Genomic DNA, 20,775 nt, shown 5'->3' with positions numbered 1-20,775 from the left:
GAGCGGCCCTTTTTGATCCCTGGGGGATGCAAATCGGTTCTTGTCGTGGTTAGGGCTAGTCCCCCGAGGCCTGGTTGCGGCCGGTGGCGTAGTCAATCTGCACATGCGGTTGCAGGTTGTAGCAGTACACGTGGAAGCACAGCGTTTTGCCGTGGTCCTCGACCGACTGTGCCTCAAGGCGCACGCCACGGCAGACAAGTTCCTCTTCGTTATACATGGGTGTGACGCGATAGAGCACGTGGTTGCCCGTGTCGTGGATGTAGCCGAGAATCTGCTCTTCGAAGGGCAACATGCCTGTCTCGTTGAGATAGCGAGTACCGGTGAGGAGATTTTTGCGGTTGGCGTTTTCGCCGCAGAGCGACCAGGCGATAAGGTGACAGCGGTTGTAGAGGCTCTGGCCTGGAATAAAGTCGTAGCGCTGCTGGTGCCAACCGGCGGGATGGATGCGCGAGATGTCGCCGCGCTTGCCTTGGCCGAGCGATTCGGGTCCTATGCAGGCGAGCGCTTTGCGGGTACGGCCCAGGCTGTCGAGTTTAGAGAACTTCTTAAAGCAGCCCTCTTCGGTGGCCCGTTCGTATTCATCGAGCGTGAACGACGGCGTGCCGAGCGGATGCGTGCCGTCGGCGCGGAGGGCAACGTAGGGGTTGCCGGCGTAGTCGGGAATGCTGCTGAGATATACGCCGCGGGCGCGGTTGAGGTCGGGGTTTTCCACTTCGTCGACGGGGGTGGCGTTCGAAGAGGCATCGTCAGCGGTGCCGGTCGTGGCGGATTCGGAGCCATCGCCGGAGTCCTCGGAGCTCGCTGTTCCCGATTCGAGCCGGGCGACCAAGTCCGCTTCGTCGTCGGTGCGGTTGGGGCTCTCGCTTTGCTTCTCGGCTAGAGCCGCCGCCTGCTCATCGCTTTGCGGCGAGAGCAGCTTGGGCGCCCCGTCGAGCGATCCCGTAAACAGCGCAAAGCCCAGCACCACGGCGGTGCCGATGGAAAGTACTTGCTTGTAGGCGGACTTGCGCGACATTGCGGCTCCTGGCTAGATGGTTGGGAATCTACCAGTCTAGCAGGTGCCGGCAGGGGCCGTTCTATCGAACAAATACTCAAGATTTGGGATAGACGTTACTGATTCATTTGCCTCATATGGAGCTGCGACGGTTGTGCATATGGAGCTATTCGGCGTTTCCCCAGATAAAACCTGCCAAAATAAACCTGGCCCTTTTCAGCAGGTTGTCGCGATATGATATATACGTTATATACAAGTTGCAAAGTGGGATGGGGTTGCGGTAACGCAAGCCGGCGAAGGGGGCCGATATGATCAAGGCTGTCATTTTTGACATGGACGGAACGCTGGTCGACACCGAGCGTTTGGACATGAGGGCATGGAAGGTGGGCGCTGCCGAGCTGGGGATCGCGATTGACGATGCGCTGGTCCATCAGTTTATCGGTCGCTCGATGCCCGATGTCAGGGACATCCTTGAGGAGCATTATGGCAGCCGCGAAATCGTCGAGACGGTCGAAGCCCGCTACAGGGATGCTCTCGACGAGATGGTCAAGACCGATCTTGAGCTTAAGGCTGGCGCTGCCGAGTGCCTGGACGAACTGCTGGCTGCGGGCTATCACGTGGGCCTTGCGACGTCGTCGCGTCGCGTTGCGGCCGAGCGCAACCTTAAGACGGTCGGCCTCTTTGACAAGTTTGAAACGGTGACCTGCAACGAGGATACTCTGAACGGCAAGCCCAATCCCGAGATCTACCTGCTCGCCTGCGAGCGCGCGGGCTTTGCTCCCGAGGAATGTGCCGTGGTCGAGGACTCACGCAATGGCTGCGTCTCAGGCATCACGGCCGGCTGCCATGTCTTTGCCGCGCCCGATATCTTGCCGCTGCCGCAGGACGTGGTAGATGGCTGCGAGGCCGTGCTCGACACGCTGTTCGATCTGCCGGCCGCGGTCAAGGCCGTGCGCTAAAGGTATGTGCCGAGGTCGATGACGGTAGCTTTGGCGTGGCTGCTTGCCCGGGTGCTGACGCGCTCGGCAATCTGGCTGCCGATGCCGTAGCCGTCGGATGCGGTATTCTACTCTCCGGCGCCAATGAACTCAATTTTAATATCGGGATACGGGGCGAGGGTCTTGTGGATGTCAGGTATGCGCAGAGCGAGCTGCATGAATGCCGCTCTGCCCACAACGGTGATATGGCGTGTCCCTCTTCGCGTTTTCCCCGATAAAAATCTGCCAAAATAAACCTGTCCCTTTTTTAGTAGGTTGCGGGGGCTCGGGTTTGCTTGTTTCGCGTGACGTTGCGTGGAATAATCGAGGCGAACCATCTTAACTAGAATTCATTGCGCTTGCCCTTCGGCTGCGCCTATTTTCGGAGGCATCATGAGGGTCGTTAAGCGCATTAATCACAATGCCGCCTTGCTTGTCAACGATAAGGGAACCGAGCTTGTGGCACTGGGGAAAGGCATTGGTTTTCCTGACGGCCCCGATGAGGTTTCGCTTGCGCAGATTGAGCGCACGTTTTACAACGTTGATGCGCGCTATCTGCCACTTCTTAACGAGATCGATCCCAAGGTAATGGAGTTTAGTGCGCAGATTGCCGATGTCGCGCGCACCAACATTTCGCGCGAGCTGTCGGCGAACCTTCCTTTTACGCTCGCCGACCACATTAGTTTTGCCATCAAGCGCTGCCGTGAGCACATGTTTGTTCAGATGCCGCTTTCTTGTGACGTTCAACAGCAATATCCCATTGAATTTAAGATCGCGATGCTTGCCCATGCTGGCATAGAGCGCGAATTCGGCATATCTATGCCACGCGGGGAGAGGGCGGGCATCGCACTCTGCATCGTTAACAGCGTTATGGCAAGTTCTAGTAAGGCGAAGTCAAACGACGTCCGCCGCGAGGAACGCCTGATCGAAAAGCTCGTAGCGATCATCGAGAAAGATCTTGCTATCGCCGTTGACCGCGATGCTTTTGACTATGCACGCTATGACACTCATGTACGCTACTTGTTAGAGCGCGTCCGCACCGGGGAGCCGCTTAATACCGATAATGCGGCGCTCTATCGTCCTCTCTGTGAGGAGCACCCGGCTATAGCGGCTTGTGTTGACAAAATGGCAGAAGTTATCGAGGAAACGTATCATGCCTCCATCGTGCCCGAGGAGAAGGTGTATCTCATGCTCCATGTTAATCGGGTCTATGCCGGCAACGTAACGGGCAAGGTGCCAGCCGACAAATAGGCGCTTTCTATGCCGTTCATCAAAGAAAGCGTACCGTTCGCAGACTTTTGGGCATCATGAGGCCGCCGTTCGCATGGTGAAGCTGATACCCTTAGCGCGACATAAGGTGTTATTCGAGAGCTGAGCTTCCGAAGCGTGACGTAAAGACAGAGCGACCTGTCGATGTCTCGTTTTGGAGCTTTTGTCTTTACGCCGTTTCCCTCAACAATCGAATACTTCCGTGCGGGCGACGGGCCACCGTCCGCTTTGTCTCCTCGCGCGCGCAGCGAGGGAGGAACCGGATCGTTCGAAAGGGAAGATGATATGGCTGACAATAAGAAGATCGCAGCCGATGTGCTCGAGGCGCTGGGTGGCAAAGACAACATCACCTTTGCAGCCCACTGCATGACGCGTCTGCGTTTTAACCTTAAGGATATGGAGTTGCCCGACATTAACGCTGTTAAAAAAATTAACGGCGTCATCGGCGCTCAAATATCTGGCGGGCAGTTCCAGGTGATTATTGGGCAAAACGTGCCTAAGGTATATGACGAGCTCATCAAGATGAGCGGCTTGGCCAAGCAGGAGAGCATCGACGAGAACCTCGACGCAAGTGGAGTCAAAACACCGCTTACCCCGGCAGCCGTTGGCAATGCGATTCTTAACTACCTCTCGGGCTCCATGGTTCCGATGATTCCATTGCTGCTCGCGTCGGGCATGTTCAAAACCGTTGCCGTCGTACTCGGGCCAACGATGCTCAATCTCATTGCGGATACGAGCGATCTTTATGTCCTGCTCAATATGCTCTACAACGTGACGTTCTATTTCATTCCGATCTTCTTGGGCTTTACGGCTGCCAAGAACATTGGCGCCACGCCCATGTACGGCGCTTTTATGGGCGGTGTGCTTATCGAACCGACGTTTATGCAAATGGCAGCCGAGGGAAAAGCCTTTAGCGTTTATGGCATCCCTTGCGTGCCTGCAAACTATGCGCAGACGGTTATTCCCATTCTGCTCACGGTTGCGTTGATGTCCGTGTTCGAGAAGTTCTTGCGCAAGCACATGCCCGATTCGCTCACCACGGTCTTTACGCCGCTTTGCACGCTTGCCCTGACTGTCCCCTTTGCGCTTTGCCTGCTTGCTCCTCTTGGTTCTTGGTGCGGTAACGGTTTGGCGGTTGTCTTTGAGTTCCTCGGTGCCGAGGGAGGTATCGTGGCGATTATTGGTGGCGGCTTGCTTGCAGCAATTTGGTTGCCCATGGTCATTACGGGCATGCATGTTGCGGTCATCATGATTGCCATTGCAAACTTTATGTTGACGGGCTCTGACAGCTTTATTCTGGTCGCCCCTACGGTTGCGCTGTGGGCTGCCTATGGAGCGGAGATTGCGACATGGCTCAAACTCCGTAACAAGGAGGAAAAGAGCCAATGTGCCGGGTATGTTGTCGCCCAGCTCATCGGAGGCGTCGGCGAGCCGTTCATCTATGGCATGATGTTCCGCTATCGTAAACTGTTCGTTGCCTGCATGGCGGGTTCGTTTGTCGCCGGTGCCGTGGCGCTCGCCTTGCATGTCAATGCTTACCTCGCCGGTGCTGCCTCCAACGTGCTCAATAATATGACGTTTGTTGGCGGCGGCAACGAGAACCTGATCAGTGCCGTCATCGCTTCGGCGGCTGGCTTTGTCGTAAGCTTTGCTGTGGCTTGGTTCTTTGGCTTTAGTGAGGATGAGCTCGAGAACGGTCCGATTTCCGAGCGCTAGAAAAGCGGTCGTAGACAGGCGGTCTAGTTCAAAATGTGCCGTCTAAAGATGATTCTGCAGGGCGGTATGTATGTTGCCCCCCGCACATTATGTCGAAGGGATTATTGTTACATATGCTTATCAGCGAGGCTATTCAAGCTATCCAGGACTACTGTGACGGCATTGATGCTTTTGCCGGGAAGCCCATCGAGCTTGCGACGACGCGCGATCAGGTGCTTTACGGCGACATCGATCAGCAATGTACCGGAATAGTTACATGCATTTGGGCTACGGCGGAGGTGATTCGTCGTGCCAAGGAGCTTGGCGCTAACCTGATTGTTCCTCACGAGGCACTGTTCTGGAACCACGGAGACCGCCGTGAAGTGGTTGCGGGGAACAAGACCTTTGAGGCAAAGTGCGCTTTGCTTGACGAATGGGGTGGCGCGGTCTGGCGTTGCCATGACTATATCCACTCGGGTGTGCCGCTCGCCTCGGACGGTTCGATGGTCGACGGCATCTTTTACGGATTCGCGGTCAAGATGGACTGGCTTGGCTCCGCGGTAGACGAGACATTCATGAGGTACCGCATTGAGCCAACGCCGGCCCGCGATCTTGCGCAGGCGCTCGTACACAAGCTTGGATTAAACGGGACGCGCTTGATCGGCGACGGTGACGCGCTCGTCCGCAATGTCGAGATTCCAATGCACATCATGGGGCGAGATAACGACGAGATTGCCCATATCGACTCCGAAGGCATCGATTGCATTTTGACCATGGAGTTTATCGACTTTACGGTGAGCGAGTACATCCGCGACGCCGCAATGCTCGGTCAGGGAAAATGCGCAATCCATATGGGTCACTTTAATGGCGAGGAGCCGGGCATGGAGTATATGGCGAAATGGCTGCCCGCCGCGCTCGGGGACGCTGGCGCAGGTCTGCTGGTTACTTTTGTCCCCATGGGAGATACGTATCAGTACGTGCTGGCATAAATAGAACAGGGCCGCGACGCCATATAGGTGTCGCGGCCTTGTCTGCGTTTCCCCAGATAAAACCTGCCAAAATAAACCTGTCCCTTTTTGGCAGGTTGGCGACAATTTATGTAGTTCAGGTTGAGCATAAGCGAGCGAGCAGGTTCCGGGTGCGGCAAGGTGGCGTGAAACAAGCGGGCGCTGACCTTTTGGTCGCGCCCGTGAAGTTGAACGTCAGTTTGCCGTGCCCGGGGCCTGCGCAGCGCCGAGCGGTTACGCCGTTTGTAAAACGGCGTAACCTAAAGGTTCATGTTGCCGTGGATGTAGGGGGTGACCTCGGGGGAGATATGGCCGCAGCCTAGGTTGTGCAGGGCAGATTCGATGGCGGCGGGAAGCGGGGCCTTGCCCCCGTCGTTGACCGCGGTGTTGCCGAGGGCGGCAATCTTGGCAACGTCTGCCGGCGCGGCCTCGATATGCATGCAGCCGCCGACCAAGCGCGCGCGGACCTGGTCCAGGCCAAGGTCGTGCAGGTAGTCCTCGCAGGCGCGAATCACATCGACCTTCTCGCGTGTGAGCTCCTCGCCCGTGGGGACGCGCGTGGCCAGACAGGCTCCTGCCGGCAGGTTCCAGACGGGATAGCCCCAGGCGCGCAGCAGCTCGCGCTCTTCGTCCTTGGTAAAGCCGACCTCCATAAGCGGCGAGCGCACGCCGAGCTCCTGGGCGGCGCGCATGCCGGGGCGGTAGTCGCTGCGGTCGCTTGCGTTGCTGCCGTCGATGACGGTGGGAAAGCCCAGCGACCTGGCGTGGTTGACGATGGCGGTAAAGCCGGCGCGCTTGCAGTGGTAGCAGCGGTCGGCGTCGTTGCAGGCTACCTGGGGGAGCTGCAGTTGATCGACCGAGAGGTTGAGCACGGGGAGCTTAAAATGCGGCCCCTCATCGGCCTGCCCGTCAATCGCCCGCTCAAACGAAGCCTGCTCGGGCGTGCCGATGAGCGGCGTGGTGAGGTGAACGAGAAGCGTGCTGGCGGGCATGATGCGGGCGCAGACTGCGGCCAAAAAGCTGCTGTCGACGCCACCGGAAAAGCCGATGGCGACGCGTCCGTATGCCAAAAGCAGCTGCTCGAGCGCTGTGAGTTTGTCCTGAAGCCCCTCTGCAGGTGCGGTGGTGTCTGAAAGCATGAATCGATCCTTGCCGTTGAGTACTCGGTCGAAAACTATAATCCTACCGAGCCGCTTGTCATAAGACTTCTATCTATGTAACGAAAGTGCAATATGCTATATACGTTATATACAAGTTTACAGGTGCGGTAAAGTTGCGGGAGTACAGCAGCGCGAAGAGATGGGGGACCGATATGATCAAGGCCGTTATTTTTGACATGGACGGAACGCTGGTCGACACCGAGCGTTTGGGTATCAAGGCGTGGAAGGCGGGCGCGGCCGAGCTGGGATTCGCGATTGATGATGCGCTGATCCATCAGTTTATCGGTCGTACGCTGCCCGATGTCATGCGCATCCTTGAGGAGCATTACGACAGCAGCGAAACCGCTGAGGCAATCTATCGTCGCCATAAGGAGATTCGCGACGAGATGGTCAAGACCGATCTGGAGCTTAAGGCTGGCGCTGCCGAGTGCCTAGGCGAGCTGCTGGCTGCGGGCTATCACGTGGGCCTCGCGACGTCGTCGCGCCACGTTACCGCCGAGCGCAACCTTAAGACGGTCGGCCTCTTTGACAAGTTTGAGACGGTGACCTGCGGCGAGGACGTCGCGCACGGCAAGCCCGACCCCGAGATGTACCTGCTCGCCTGCGAGCGCGCGGGCTTTGCTCCCGAGGAGTGCGCCGTGGTCGAGGATTCGCGCAACGGCTGCGTCTCGGGTATCACGGCCGGCTGCCACGTCTTTGCCGTTCCCGACATCGTGCCGCTGCCGCAGGACGTGGTGGATGGCTGCGAGGCTGTGCTCGATACGCTGTTCGATCTGACGGCGGCGGTCAAGGCCGTGTGTTAGCGTTCGCATGTGAATCATTTCAATAGCATTTTAAGGATGCGGCCAACCGCTAAGTGTGGGTGGCCGCATCCTTTTGTTTAGAAGAGTTTTTAACCCAAAAACTACCGCTTACCGATTGATAACAACCGCTCGCCGGACTAAAGTTGACTCATATTGAAATTGAAACGGTTCAAATAATAATGAAAACTGTAAATGAAGCGCTTCAATAAGGGGAGAGCACATGGAGAGTCGCATCGAGTCCAAGCAGTACGCAGCGGTCGATATCGGTGCCTCGAGCGGTCGCGTTCTTGCCGGCTGGATCGAGGACGGCAAGATGTCCTACCAGGAGGTCTACCGCTTCGATAACGAGCAAAAGCGCGTAGACGGCCACGACTGCTGGGACGTTGAGGCTCTGTTCGACCATGTTGTCGCAGGCCTGCGCGCCGTCAAGGATCAGACCGGACAGGCTCCGGCCACCATCGGAATCGATACCTGGGGTGTTGATTTCGTGCTGCTCGATGAGCACAACAAGATCGTCGGTGATACGGTCGCCTACCGCGATGCCCGCACTGACGGCATCTACGAAGTTGCCGACCAAATTATGGATCCGGCCGAGGTCTATGCCCGCACCGGCATTCAGCGTCAGCCTTTCAACACGCTCTATCAGCTGCTCGCCCTCAAGAACGAGCATCCCGAGCAGCTCGAGGCAGCTCGTACCTTCTTGATGATCCCCGACTATCTCAACTGGCGTCTGACCGGCATCAAGGCCAACGAGTACACCAACGCGAGCACTACCGGCATGCTCGACGCCGAGAAGTGCACGTGGGACACCGAGATCCTTTCGCGCTTTGGTATTCCCCAGAGCATCTTCCTGGATCCGACCATGCCCGGCGCCGTGCTCGGCGAGCTCACGGCCGACATCTCCGAGAAGATCGGTTACTCCGCGACCGTGGTGCTGCCTGCCACGCACGACACTGGCTCTGCCTTCCTGGCCGTTCCCGCCAAGGATGACAACGCCGTCTACATCTCGAGCGGAACGTGGAGCCTGCTGGGCGTTGAGAACCAGCACGCTATCACCAGCGAGTTCGCCCGCAAGCAGAACTTTACCAATGAGGGCGGCTACCTCAAGCGCTATCGCTTCCTCAAGAACATCATGGGCTTGTGGATGAACCAGTCCGTCCGTCGCGAGATCAACGGCGTAGACTATGTCGAGGGCAAGACCTCGCACAAGGCTCTCATGGATCATAAGGTTGGCTTTGACGAGCTCCGTACGCTCTGCCGCGAGGCTGAGCCCTTCGAGGCGTATGTCGATGTCGACGACGACCGTTTCCTGGCCCCCGACTCCATGATCCAGGAGATTAAGCAGGCCTGTGCCGAGGGCGGCGAGCCGATCCCGCACACCGTGGGCGAGATCATGCGTACCAACTACTGCAGCCTTTCGCGCTCGTATGCCAAGGCCATCGAGGGCTTGCGTGAGCTTTCGGGCCACGACTACACGAGCATCAACATCGTGGGCGGCGGCTGCCAGGATTACTACCTCAACCAGATGACGGCCGATACCTGCGGGCTCCCCGTGTTCGCCGGCCCCATCGAAGGTACCTGCATCGGCAACTTTATCGTTCAGATGATCGCCGGCGGCGATTTTGCCGACCTGGCCGATGCCCGTGCCTGCGTTGCCCGCTCCTTCAATGTCAAGCGCATCGACCCCAAGGGCACCCAGGCCTAAACGAGGGCAGGGCCTGCCCCGACTCACCTTTCAACTACCCCCAGCCCCGCGTGCGGCAAACGACTCCTGCCGGGCGCGAGCGGCTCTCTCCGATGACATACGGCGCGGAGGCCCTACACGAAACCATACTCCGCGCCGACGTCAATCGGCTTGCTACGTTTTTCAATTGGACCTGCGGGTCCCGGAGAGGAGACAAACAATGGCAATGGAAGATCTGGCGTTTATCAAGGGCTTCTGCCGCTTGTGCGATGACGGCTTTAAGCAGGGCTGGCATGAGCGCAACGGCGGCAACCTCACTTACCGTATGACCGACAAGGAGGTCGCCGAGGCCAAGCCGTTCTTTGAGGAGCCTCGCGAGTGGGTCAAGATGGGCGTGCGCGGTGAGAATCTTGCTGGCCAGTACTTTGTGAGCACCGGCTCGGGTAAGTACATGCGCAATGTTCTCGAGAGTCCGCATGCCAACATCGGCATCGTCGAGATCAACGAGACCGGTGACGCCTTCCGCATTGTGTGGGGCCTTGCCAACGGCGCCCGTCCGACCAGCGAGTTCGAGAGCCACTACATGAACCACTGTGTCGCCGCCGCCCGTACCGATGGCGCCGACCGCGTGATTTACCATGCCCACACCCCCGGCATCATCGAGATGTCCTTTGTGGTGCCGCTGGAGGACCGTGCCTTCACCCGCATCCTGTGGCAGATGATGACCGAGTGCGTCGTCGTCTTCCCGACCGGCGTGGGCGTGGTGCCCTGGATGGTCCCGGGTGGCCCGGCCATCGCCGAGGCGAGCTCCGAGCTCATGAAGACCTACGACACCATCGTCTGGGCCCACCACGGTCTGTTTGCCGCCGGCCCTGACTTCGATACGACCTTTGGCCTGGCGCACACCGTCGAGAAGGCCGCCGAGATTTACCTGGCCGCACGTGCTGCCAACGGTGGTTCGGATGACTTCCTCAACAAGATTTGCGACGAGGGCCTCAAGAACACCTGCCGCGACTTTGGTATCAAGATCAACGAAGCATTTGTTGACTAGCGCAAGAAAGGTGGATATAGATGCTCGTTAACACCAAGGCCAAGGTTGGCGTCTTTTCTATCACCCTCGGTGCCTATCTTCCGCAGTTTCCGCAGCTCGTTCCCAACTTCGAGCAGCAGTACGAGGACTTTAAGGCCACGCTGCCCACGACAGTCGAGCTTGTTGACGGCGGCATGGTGACCACCAAGGAGCAGGCCCAGGTCGCTGGCGACAAGTTCCGCGCCGAGGACGTCGACCTGGTCATCCTGCAGATGCTCACCTATGCCACGAGCTACAACGTGTTGCCGGTCGTGCGCGACCTGGATGTGCCCGTCGTCGTGGTCAATGTGCAGAAGAAGGCCCAGCCCGACTACGCTAACACCGACATCCCCACGTGGCTGGGCGACCTGTACGCCTGCGGCGCCCCCGGCGAGGTCGTGGCCGACCTTAACCGTGCCGGCAAGCGTCATGCTGTTGTGACCGGCGTTGTCGAGGGCGGCGACCCGGCTGTGGCCGAGCAGCTCGAGCAGTGGTGCCGCGCCGCCCAGGTGCGTCGTCGCCTGCGTCGCACCACCATCGCCCAGATCGGCCGTCCGTACCCGGGCATGATGGACCTCTACATCGACGAAACCAACCTCTACAACCGTCTGGGTCTCTACACCAAGCAGTTTGACTGGGAGAAGATGTGGGCCATCGCCGACAACATCGATGACCAGGCCGCCGTGGACGCCAAGGCTGCCGAGATTCTCGACACCTTCGACGTCGAGGGCGGCGCCAAGGTGAGCGACGAGCCCATCCAGGAGATGGCCAAGTACGTCGTTGCCTTTGAGCAGTGGGTCAAGGACGAGGAGATCGGTCTGGTCGCCAGCCACTACGATGGCTATGCCAAGGGTCAGGCCGGCGTGCTCGACTCCATGCTCATTCCGGCGTTCTCCATGCTCATCAAGCAGGGCACGAGCTGCGCGGTCGAGGGCGATATGAAGGTCGCCATCGCCATGAGCATCCTTAAGACCATCTCTGGCACCGGCCAGCTTTCCGAGATGTACTCCATCGACTTCCCCGAGGACATCGTCATCATCGGCCACTCCGGCTCTGGCGATGCCGACATCTCGACCGCCAAGAAGCCGACGCTCAAGGTCGTCCCCGTGTTCCACGGCAAGACCGGCGGCGGCTACCTCACCCAGTTCTATCCCGGCCACGGCACCATCACCTTCCTGGGCATCACGCAGGACGGCGACGGCAACTTCAAGTTTGTGGTTGCCGAGGGCGAGAACGTCGACGGCCCGATCTTTACCTTCGGTGACACCAACATGCGTATGAAGTTCTCGATCGGCGCCCGTGAGTTCATGGATCGCTGGAACGAGACGGGCCCGACTCACCACATGGCCGCCTGCCTGGGCAGCCAGACCGACACGATTCTTAAGGTCGCCAAGATTTTGAATGTGCCCGTCGAGATCGTCTGCCGCTAGATTAATAGCCACAGCTGGGTGGACCTCCCGCCTGTTTTGATGCGGGAGGTCCACTTGCGCACAGCAGCCTTAGCTGCCCAGCCAACAAAAATGGCCATTTTTGTCGTTAAGTAGGCCCAAAATGGCCTCTTATCAACAGAAATGGCCATTTTTTTTGAAGGGGAACGACGGGTTTCAACCGTTTGCCGCGTAAAAGCCACCGTTTGCCGGTACGTCATTTGAAACGTTTCATCGCAATGGCTATAGTGTAGCCAGAAAGAAAAGCTGCGCCGGAGACAAGGTGTCAGTGGGATTGTTATTCCATTTGGAAGCATGACCGGGTCAGAGGCTCTAGGAGTCCTCTGGCTCGGTCTTTTTTGTGCAGCTATTCTTGAGGTCGATGCAGTGCACGGCAGCGGCCCTATGGATTGGGACCTAAGGAGAGGCGGTTTGCGATGGATGTTCTCGAGACCATCAAAGCCCTGGTCGGCGGCGACACGAACGTGAGCTCGGTGATCGAGCTTGACGGCGGCGTGCAGATCAGGGTCAAAGACGCAAGCGCCGTGAAGCTCAGCGAGATCTGCGCCCTAGCGGGCGTGGAGAGCGCCAAGCTCACGTCCTCGGTCCTCAAATGTACGTTTATCCACGGAAAGGGTAAGCACATGGGTCAGTACCATGAACTCGCCGGCGAGATCCTCAAAGGGGTCGGCGGTATCGAAAATATCAAGAACGTGCGCCGCTGCATCACGAGGCTGCGTTTTACGCTCAAAGACGAGAAGATCGCCCAGGACGAGACGATCAGCAACCTTGACGGCGTCATCCAGGTCATGAAGGCCGGCGGCCAGTACCAGGTCGTTATCGGCGCTGCCGTGGACGATGTCTACGAGGAGCTCGTGAGCGAGTACAAGGTCCCGGGCGTGGGCACGGTCGCTGAGGACGATGCGGCCGAGGACGAGGACGAGAAGAGCCGCAACGTCTTTAACATGCTGATGGACACGGTGTCGGGCTGTATGGCGCCTACGCTTATGCCCCTCGCTGCCGCAGGTATGATCAAGGGCCTGCTCGCCCTCTGCATTGCCATGGGCTGGCTCACCGCCGATAGCGGTGCCTACATGATCTGGTACTCCATTGCCGACGGCTTCTTCTACTTCCTGCCCATCATCTTGGGCTACACTGCGGCCAAGAAGTTCGGCTGCAACGAGTTTCTGGGCATGGCGCTCGGCGCGGCGCTCGTGTATCCGGCCATGGTCAACCTGAGCTCCACGGCCGAGGTCGCAGGCACCATCCTCGAGGGCACCGCCTTCCAGATGAGCTACTACAACACCTTCTTCGGCATTCCCGTCATCTTCCCGGCGGCCGGCTACACTTCGAGCGCTATCCCCATCCTTATCGCCGTGTGGGCCGCCTCTAAGCTCGAGGGCGCGCTCAACAAGGCCGTCCCGCAGCTCATCCGCTCCATGGCCGTGCCGTTCCTCTGCTTTGCCATCATGGCTCCCGCGACCTACCTTGTGATCGGCCCCGTGGCCTCCATGATTTCGGGCGTCCTCACCCTCATCACCGAGACCCTCATCAACATCCCCGTCGTGGGCGGCGCTGTGGTCGGTCTCGTCGTGGGTGGTGCGTTCTCCACGCTCGTTATGTTCGGTCTGCACTGGGCCATCATCCCCATCATGCTCAACAACATCGCTATGCTCGGTTACGACCCGCTCATGGCAGCCGGTTCCATCGGCGGCTTCGTGGGCGTCTCCCAGGGCCTGGCCGTGATCCTGCGCACCAAGAGCGACAAGACCCGCAACGTTGCCATCCCGGCCACCATCTCGCAGTTCTTTGGCGTAGGCGAGCCGCTGCTCTACGGTATCCAGCTCCCCAGCAAGTTCCTCTTTATTCAGAACATCGTCTTCAGCGCAGCAGCCGGCCTGGTTATGGGTGCGCTTAACGTCCACGCCTTCAGCATGGGCAGCGCCGGTCTCTTCGGTATCCCCACCTTTATGGATCCCTCGGGCGCCGACACGAGCAATATCGTGTTCTACCTGGGCACCCTTGCCGTGATCATGGTCGTTGCCTTTGTCTTTACCATGGCGACCTATCACGACGACGGTAGCTACCTGGGCAAGAAGCGCGCCGACAAATAATCGTCGGTACAGATTACACCCCAGCCAGAATGGCGGTTCCACGTGGCGGGCCGCCATTCTGTTTATCTCTTGAGAGGTCAGGATGGAGCATACGTTATTGGACGGGGCGCGCTGGATCGCAGGCGCGCCGTTTTGCTACGAGCCCGAGTCGGCTTTTTTTGGCGAAACATATCGAAACCATGTGGTCATGGGGTCGTTTGAGCTTGAAAGCGTGCCCGCACGGGCCGAGCTCGAGCTGGCGGTGCTGGGCTATGCGCGCGTGCGCATCAACGGTAAGCGCGCGGATGGCTCCGAGCTTCTCGGATGGTGGACCAACTTTACCAAAAAGGTCTATGCGCACAAGGTCGACGTGGCGGGCCTTTTGCATGAGGGTGAAAACGAGATCCAGATCGAGCTCGGCAACGGATTTTTTAACCCCTCGCCCTTACGCCTGTTTGGCAAGTACAACCTGCGCGAGCGCCTGACCGAGGTCGGCACGCCCCGCGTGGCCGCACGGCTCGTCGACGGCGAGGGCAAGGTGCTCGTTGCCACCGATGCCTCGTGGAGTGTGCGCGAGGGCGACCTCCTGTTCAATAACGTGTATCTGGGCGAGGTGTTTGACCTGCGCGGGGGTGCTCCCGCGGCAGGCCCGTGCCCTGTGACGGTATATGACGATACTCGCTCGGTCGAGCTCACGCCGGTCGCCCCGTGCGTGCGCGCGGGAAGCATTGCGCCCGTGCGGATCTTTGAGCACGAGGGGGCGACGGTTGTCGACTTTGGCGAGGTCGTCGCCGGATTTTTGCGTATGCGCGTGGCGGCTCACGCGGGTGCGCGCATCGAGCTTCTCTATTCCGAGACCTGGCGCGATGGCGGCCCTTATACAGGGACGGCGGTTGCGGGCTATGCCGGCATGGAGACTCCGCGCGGCGTGTGTCCCGGCGGTCCCGACGCTCCCGAGCCGGCCGAGCAGCACGACTCGGTGCTCTGCCACGAGGGCGTCAACGAGTTTGAGAACCGCTTCTGCTGGCATTCGTTCCGATACGTGAGCGTGACGGGCGCGTCTGCTGCCGACATCGTCGAGGCGGTGGCGACCTATGTGCATACGGACCTTGCGCAGGTGGGTAAGCTTGAGCTGGGCTGCGAGCGCTTTGAGCGGCTGCACGAGGCTGCGATCCGCACCAAGCTCAACAACAACCACGGCCTGTTTGAGGACTGCGCGCGCGAGCGCTTTGGCTACGGCGGCGATATGGTGGCCCTCGCCGCGTCCCAGACGTTCTCGTTTAACGTCGCGGGCCTCATCGACAAGACGCTTGCGGATTTTGCACGCGATCAGACGGAGCGAGGCGGCCTTCCCGAGACGGCGCCGTTCATGGGTATCGGCTCCAACGGGCCCGCCTATGGCGAGGGGCCGCTTATATGGCAGATCGCCTACCCGTATCTGGCGCTTGTTGCAGATCGTGTCTGCGGGCGACGCGACCTGCTCGAGCGGGAGTGGGCGGGCATCGAGCGCTTTGGCGACTACCTGCTCGGCTTTGATGCGGCAGAGCTCGCTCCGCACTGCCTGGGCGACCACGGCAGCCTGATTGCGCAGGGCTTCTCGAGCGGCAGCCCCGACAAGGAGTTTGTGGGCTGGTGCGCAATCCTTTGGGCGCTCGGCCTTGTGTGCGAGGCGGGGGAGCGCTTAGGCTGCGATGTCGAGCGCTTTGCTGCGGCCGCCGCAGAGCTGCGGCCCCGGATCATCGATCGCTTTAAGCACGAGAACGGATCGTTTGGCGACGGGACCCAGACGTCTTGGGCGTTTGCCGCGGAGCTCGGCCTGGGCGACCAGTCGGAGCTGGTGGGCGCACTGGTGCGTGCGATCAAGGCCGAAGGTGGCGTGCTCACCACGGGCATCTTCGGTACCTCGTTTGCCTTTAGGCTGCTTGCGGAGTATGGCTACAGCGAGCTTCTTGAGCGCTGGCTGCTGCGCGAGGAGAACCCGAGCCTACTCGGAATGCTCGCCGACGGCAACGGGGCGCTTATCGAGATGTTCGACGATCCTTTGGCCTCGTGCGACCATGCCATGTTCTCGAGCTACGACCAGTGGTTCTACGAGGGTCTGGGTGGCCTTTTAGTTGCGCGCGACGCGCAGGGCTGCGACAAGCTCACGGTCAAGCCCTACCTTTCGCACGCCACGGACAGTTTTGCCTGTACGTGGAAGACCTGCAAGGGCGCGGCACGCGTGGAGTGGAAGCGCGCGGACGGCGCGGTCACGGTTGCCGTCGAGGTGCCCGAGGGCGTCGAGACGGCCATCGAGTCCCCCTGGGGCTCGGAGGTCCTCTCGTCAAAGACAGAGGGCACGCTTACCGTCATGGTCGTTTCTGAAGAGAAAGGGGGCTGCTAGATGAGCTACCCACATCTGTTTTCTCCCATTAAGCTGGGCGACACGCTTGTGCAGAACCGTATCGTCGCAAACCCCATGAGCGAGCATTACGAGGATCGCTGCCGCGGTGGCGCCGGTGTCGTGATCTGCGGGCACACCATTGTGGAGCCCGGGCGCTCGTCGTGGATGAGCGCCGATGAGCCGTATGCATTCTCCAAGTACGAGCGCGAGTCCACGGTGGCCCGCGCCCGCATGGCGCGCGCGGGTGGTGCGGCGGCAAGTATCGAGCTTGCGCATGCGGGTCAGTATGCGCGCACCGTGGACTACGCCATGGGACCAGACGGCTTTGTGCGCGCCGATGGCATCGAGGTGCGCGCCATGACGCCCGCCATGATGGAGCATACGGCCGCATGTTGGGTGCAGGCGTGCGTTGATGCGCGCCGCGCGGGCTTTGACATGGTGTTTTTGCACTTTGGGCACGGCTGGCTCATGGGGCAGTTTTTAAGCCCGCTGTTCAACCACCGCACGGATGGGTACGGCGGCTCCATCGAAAATCGCATGCGCTTTCCCTTGCAGGTGCTGAGCGCCTGCCGCGAGGCCGTGGGGCCGCGCTTCGCCATGGAGATGCGCATCTCGGCTGACGAGTGGATGCCGGGCGGCATAGAGCTTGACGACGTCATCGCGTTTTGCCGCGAGGCCCAGCGCTACGTGACAAGCATTCAGGTCTCCTGCGGGCTCGATATCGAGCACGAGGCCAACGTGCACACTTCGGCAACTAACCTCGACCCGCATCTGCTCAACCTGGAGCTCGCCCGTGCCGTCAAGGCGGCAGTCGATGTCCCCGTGACGCTCGTGGGCTCCGTCGAGACGCCCGAGGAGGCGGAGCGCGCCATCGCCGAGGGCGCCTGCGACATGGTGGCGCTCGCGCGCGCCCTGGCCGCCGACCCCCTGTGGCCCGCCAAGGCACGCGACGACCGTGCCGAGGATATCGTGCCGTGCCTGCGCTGTCTGCAGTGCTACCACATTTCGACGGACCGCTGGAACGTGGGCTGCAGCGTGAACCCGCGCTTTGCCAACGAGGATTTTGTTCCGCGCACGGTGGAGCCCGCGGAGGTTTCGAAGCGCGTACTCGTGGTGGGTGCCGGCCCTGCCGGCTGCATGGCGGCGATCACAGCCTGCGCGCGCGGTCACAAGGTGGTGCTCGCGGAGCGCGCCGATCGCGTGGGCGGCAATGTGAGGCTTATCGCCCAGGAATCCCACAAGGAGGATATCGCTCGCTACTTGCACTATCTCGAGCACAAGATTGCCGGGCTCGAGCGCGCGGGTGAGCTTGACGTGCGCTTTGGGTGCGAGGTGGACCGTGTCTTTGTGGAGGAGATGGCGCCCGATGCGCTCATCGTCGCCGTGGGCGCCGAGTCGTTTGTGCCTTCCGTTCCGGGTGTCGATGCGCCCGTCGTTATGGGGTTTGCCCAGGCTATCGAGCATGTGGAGGACCTCGGCTCGCGCGTGGTGGTCGTCGGCGGCGGCACGATCGGTGCCGAGCTGGCGCTCGAGCTTGCCGAGCAAGGGCACGAGGTCAAGGTGGTCGAGATGGGGTCTGCGCTCGCGGCGCAGGGCAACTCACTCTTTAGGATTGCGCTCCGCCAGATGTTTGACAGGCAGGGCAAGGCCATCGAGGTGCTGCTCAACACTTCTTGCACCTCGATCGGCGATGAGGGCGTGTGCGTGAGCGGGCCCGATGGGGCCGAGTGCGTGCTCGCCTGCGACAACGTGGTGATCGCTGCGGGCGTGCGGCCGCGCACCGCGCTTGCCGAGGGCCTTGCGGGCGTGGTGCCCCAAACGTATCTTGTGGGTGACTGCCGCCGGGCGCGCGTCATCAAGGATGCCGTGTTTGAAGGCTACTCTGCGGCGGCATCCATCTAGCACATGTGCTAGGTTGTACAGTGGGTCAGAAAGGAAGGATAGGCGATGTGGATCCTCAAGAAGATCAACAACAACTGCGCGCTTGCCCGCGATGACGACGGGCAGGACCTTGTTGTCTTTGGCAAGGGCATCGCCTACCGCAGGCCCCCTTATGAGCTTAAGGACCTTTCGATCGTCGAGCGCACGTTCTACGGCGTGGGCGGGGCGTCGGTTGCCGCGCTCAAGGATATTCCGTCCGATGTGCTGCTGCTTGCGGCCGATATCGTCGATTACGCGAGCGCCAAGCTCGACACGGAGTTCAACCCCAACGCGCCCGTGACGCTCGCCGACCATATCAATTTTGCCTGCCAGCGCGTGAGCCAGGGCGTGGTGATCGAGACGCCGCTTTCGTTTGACGTGATGCGTCTGTATCCGCGCGAGGTCGCCGTCGCCCGCCGTGCGCTCACGCTCGCAAAGAGCCGCCTGGGGGTTGCGCTTCCCGAGGCCGAGGTCACCAACATTGCTCTGCACCTGATCGACGGCGAGTCCGAGCAGAGCAACATGGAGGCTACGATCGAGGCGACGCGCGTGCTTGAGGACCTGACAGAGATCGTGGTGCGGCACATCGGAGCTCTCGATACCTCGTCTTTTACCTATGCGCGCTTTGCGATGCATGTGAGATTTTTGCTCGACCGTATCAAGCTGGGGGAGGACGCGGATGCCGGCTTTGGAACGATGCTTCCCGTTATGAAGGAGACGTATCCGGAGTCGTATGCCTGTACGGCAGATATTCTCGCCTACTTTATTTCCGAGCACGGCTGGGAATGCAGCGAGAACGAGACGCTCTACCTGCTGATGCATGTTCAGCGACTTAAGGCGAGTATCGAAGGATAAGGTCGTTTTATTTGGATGGGCCCCTCCCGGAAGGGACCCGGAGGGTGGCTAGGGTGGAATAAAAGGGGCTTTTTTGCTTTAAACGATCGAGGGTGCAGCCTTGGCAAGGGGTCGGCGGAGGGCTTTGGGCGCTATGAGTTACTCCAGGAGCCAGTCGATCACGTTGCGCTTGCGGACTCCTTCGTAGTTCGCGTCCGCAAACAGCGTGTCGAGCGTAAGAAGCGTCTTGGGGTAGTTGTCTCGGACTTTCTTAAAGGGGGCCAACTCTCGATTGAGGGTAGTTTCGTCGAGCGTTGTGGCTGAAACCTGAAAATAGGCTGTCTCGTCTGACTTTAGGGCAACAAAATCGATTTCCCCGCCGTCGATATCGCCCACGTAGACGTCGTATCCACGGCGTAGGAGCTCGAGATAAACAACATTTTCGAGGATATGACCGATATCGCTGCTTTGGGTTTTGACGAGAGCACCTCTAAGTCCAAGGTCAACGGCGTAGTATTTGCCGTTTGTTGAAAGAAGCTGCCGACCGCGCACGTTATAGCGCGGAGCAAAGTACAGCACAAGGCTGTCTGTTAAGCCTTTGAGGTATTTGGCTACGGTTTTCTGGTCGGTTTTGTTGCCGTTGGACGAGAGCGTGTCGGAGATTTTTTTAATCGAGATCCGGTTTCCAATGCTATGGAGTAGGAACTTGGTGATATCGCGCAGGGTCGGGACGTCCGAGACCTTCAGGCGTTCGATAACGTCGCGTATGACGATGGTATCGTAGAGGCTCATAAGATAATCGCGCGCCTGGGGTCCCTGAATACCCGTCTCGGCGATAAAGGGAAAAGAGCCCCGGGTGATGTACTCGTCAAACAACTGCGCGGGAGCCTTTCCGTCATTGGTTTTTGCCGAGCAAAACTCTTTAAAGGATAGGGGCAGCATCTTGAGCTCTACGTAGCGGCCGGAGAGCAAAGTTGCCAGCTCGCTCGAGAGCAGATAAGCGTTGGAACCGGTTATGTAGAGGTCGACATTGTCCTTGATAAAAAGACTGTCGACGGCTTTTTCGAAATGCTCGACGTGCTGTATCTCGTCCAGAAAAACGTAGTTCATCTTATCGGGGACGAGTCTGGCGGAAATGTAGTCGTAGAGTGCTCTATACGACGTAAGCGACTCGAACTCCAGGTCTTCAAAGTTGAGGGATATAACCTGGTCGCCTGTGATTCCATGATCGCGCAGGTAGCTACGGTAGATTTCGAATAGCTTTGATTTGCCGGACCTTCGCACGCCCGAAACGACCTTGATGACGTGCGAGTCTTTCCACGAAATGAGCCAGTCGAGGTACTGTTTGCGATCAATCAGATTCATGAAACCCCTTTCTTGGCGAGAAAAAACTGGAGCAAAATCAATACTTATAGGAAATATCTAAAAATATGGAATTGAGTCTATTTTAACAAAAAAGT

General features: G+C 59.4%; 15 protein-coding genes. 12 read left to right on the top strand and 3 right to left on the bottom strand.

The features are described from left to right. Positions 1–55: 55 nt before the first annotated feature. The gene (locus DW754_RS07600) at positions 56–1,015 is read right to left on the bottom strand and encodes a DNA/RNA non-specific endonuclease (RefSeq protein WP_117759225.1); all 960 of its coding nucleotides are present in this window, start codon (positions 1,013–1,015) and stop codon (positions 56–58) included. Between the two features lie 287 nt (positions 1,016–1,302). Here DW754_RS07600 and DW754_RS07595 point away from each other — a divergent pair, with 287 nt between their 5' ends. The 4 genes from DW754_RS07595 (at position 1,303) to DW754_RS07575 (ending at position 5,924) form a co-directional block, all read left to right on the top strand. Continuing rightward, positions 1,303–1,953: an HAD family phosphatase gene (locus DW754_RS07595; RefSeq protein WP_117759226.1), complete on the top strand. Its 651-nt coding sequence runs from the start codon at positions 1,303–1,305 to the stop codon at positions 1,951–1,953. Between the two features lie 411 nt (positions 1,954–2,364). Further along, a complete protein-coding gene (locus tag DW754_RS07585) occupies positions 2,365–3,222 on the top strand; it encodes a PRD domain-containing protein (RefSeq protein WP_117759227.1) in 858 nt (285 codons plus the stop codon). Between the two features lie 303 nt (positions 3,223–3,525). Next, the gene (locus DW754_RS07580) at positions 3,526–4,956 is read left to right on the top strand and encodes a PTS transporter subunit EIIC (RefSeq protein WP_158561642.1); all 1,431 of its coding nucleotides are present in this window, start codon (positions 3,526–3,528) and stop codon (positions 4,954–4,956) included. Between the two features lie 113 nt (positions 4,957–5,069). After that, complete coding sequence (locus DW754_RS07575; protein ID WP_117759229.1) at positions 5,070–5,924, top strand: Nif3-like dinuclear metal center hexameric protein; 855 nt, start codon at positions 5,070–5,072, stop codon at positions 5,922–5,924. Positions 5,925–6,202: 278 nt separating this feature from the next. Here the strand turns inward: DW754_RS07575 and DW754_RS07570 are convergent, their stop codons facing one another. Further along, entirely contained in the window at positions 6,203–7,081 is an 879-nt protein-coding gene (locus DW754_RS07570; protein ID WP_117759231.1) for an ATP-dependent sacrificial sulfur transferase LarE, read from the bottom strand. A gap of 173 nt (positions 7,082–7,254) precedes the next feature. Here DW754_RS07570 and DW754_RS07565 point away from each other — a divergent pair, with 173 nt between their 5' ends. The 8 genes from DW754_RS07565 to DW754_RS07525 all read left to right on the top strand — a co-directional run bounded on the left by DW754_RS07565 (position 7,255) and on the right by DW754_RS07525 (position 19,336). Next, on the top strand, positions 7,255–7,905 hold the full coding sequence (locus tag DW754_RS07565; protein WP_117759233.1) for an HAD family phosphatase: 651 nt from the start codon (positions 7,255–7,257) through the stop codon (positions 7,903–7,905). Between the two features lie 220 nt (positions 7,906–8,125). Beyond that, positions 8,126–9,610 (top strand): rhamnulokinase family protein, encoded by a 1,485-nt coding sequence (locus DW754_RS07560; RefSeq protein ID WP_117759235.1) that lies wholly within the window; start codon positions 8,126–8,128, stop codon positions 9,608–9,610. A 199-nt stretch (positions 9,611–9,809) separates the two neighbouring features. Next, entirely contained in the window at positions 9,810–10,640 is an 831-nt protein-coding gene (rhaD, locus tag DW754_RS07555) for a rhamnulose-1-phosphate aldolase (RefSeq protein WP_117759237.1), read from the top strand. A gap of 20 nt (positions 10,641–10,660) precedes the next feature. After that, entirely contained in the window at positions 10,661–12,088 is a 1,428-nt protein-coding gene (locus DW754_RS07550) for an arabinose isomerase (protein WP_117759238.1), read from the top strand. A 434-nt stretch (positions 12,089–12,522) separates the two neighbouring features. After that, complete coding sequence (locus tag DW754_RS07540; RefSeq protein ID WP_118072020.1) at positions 12,523–14,199, top strand: PTS transporter subunit EIIC; 1,677 nt, start codon at positions 12,523–12,525, stop codon at positions 14,197–14,199. Positions 14,200–14,281: 82 nt separating this feature from the next. Further along, positions 14,282–16,561, top strand: a complete 2,280-nt coding sequence (locus DW754_RS07535; RefSeq protein WP_117759242.1) for a family 78 glycoside hydrolase catalytic domain — start codon at positions 14,282–14,284, stop codon at positions 16,559–16,561. Continuing rightward, a complete protein-coding gene (locus DW754_RS07530; protein WP_117759244.1) occupies positions 16,562–18,463 on the top strand; it encodes an FAD-dependent oxidoreductase in 1,902 nt (633 codons plus the stop codon). Positions 18,464–18,508: 45 nt separating this feature from the next. Continuing rightward, positions 18,509–19,336 carry a PRD domain-containing protein gene (locus DW754_RS07525; RefSeq protein WP_117759246.1) on the top strand — a complete coding sequence of 276 codons (828 nt, stop codon included), beginning with the start codon at positions 18,509–18,511 and terminating at the stop codon, positions 19,334–19,336. Between the two features lie 138 nt (positions 19,337–19,474). Here the strand turns inward: DW754_RS07525 and DW754_RS07520 are convergent, their stop codons facing one another. Continuing rightward, positions 19,475–20,680, bottom strand: a complete 1,206-nt coding sequence (locus tag DW754_RS07520; RefSeq protein ID WP_117759248.1) for an ATP-binding protein — start codon at positions 20,678–20,680, stop codon at positions 19,475–19,477. Positions 20,681–20,775 lie beyond the last annotated feature (95 nt).

The sequence above is a fragment of the Collinsella sp. AM29-10AC genome (assembly GCF_003469085.1).
Lineage (GTDB): Bacteria > Actinomycetota > Coriobacteriia > Coriobacteriales > Coriobacteriaceae > Collinsella.
The sequence above is the reverse complement of the archived record's forward strand: the minus strand, read 5'-3'. Positions and strand labels throughout refer to the sequence as shown.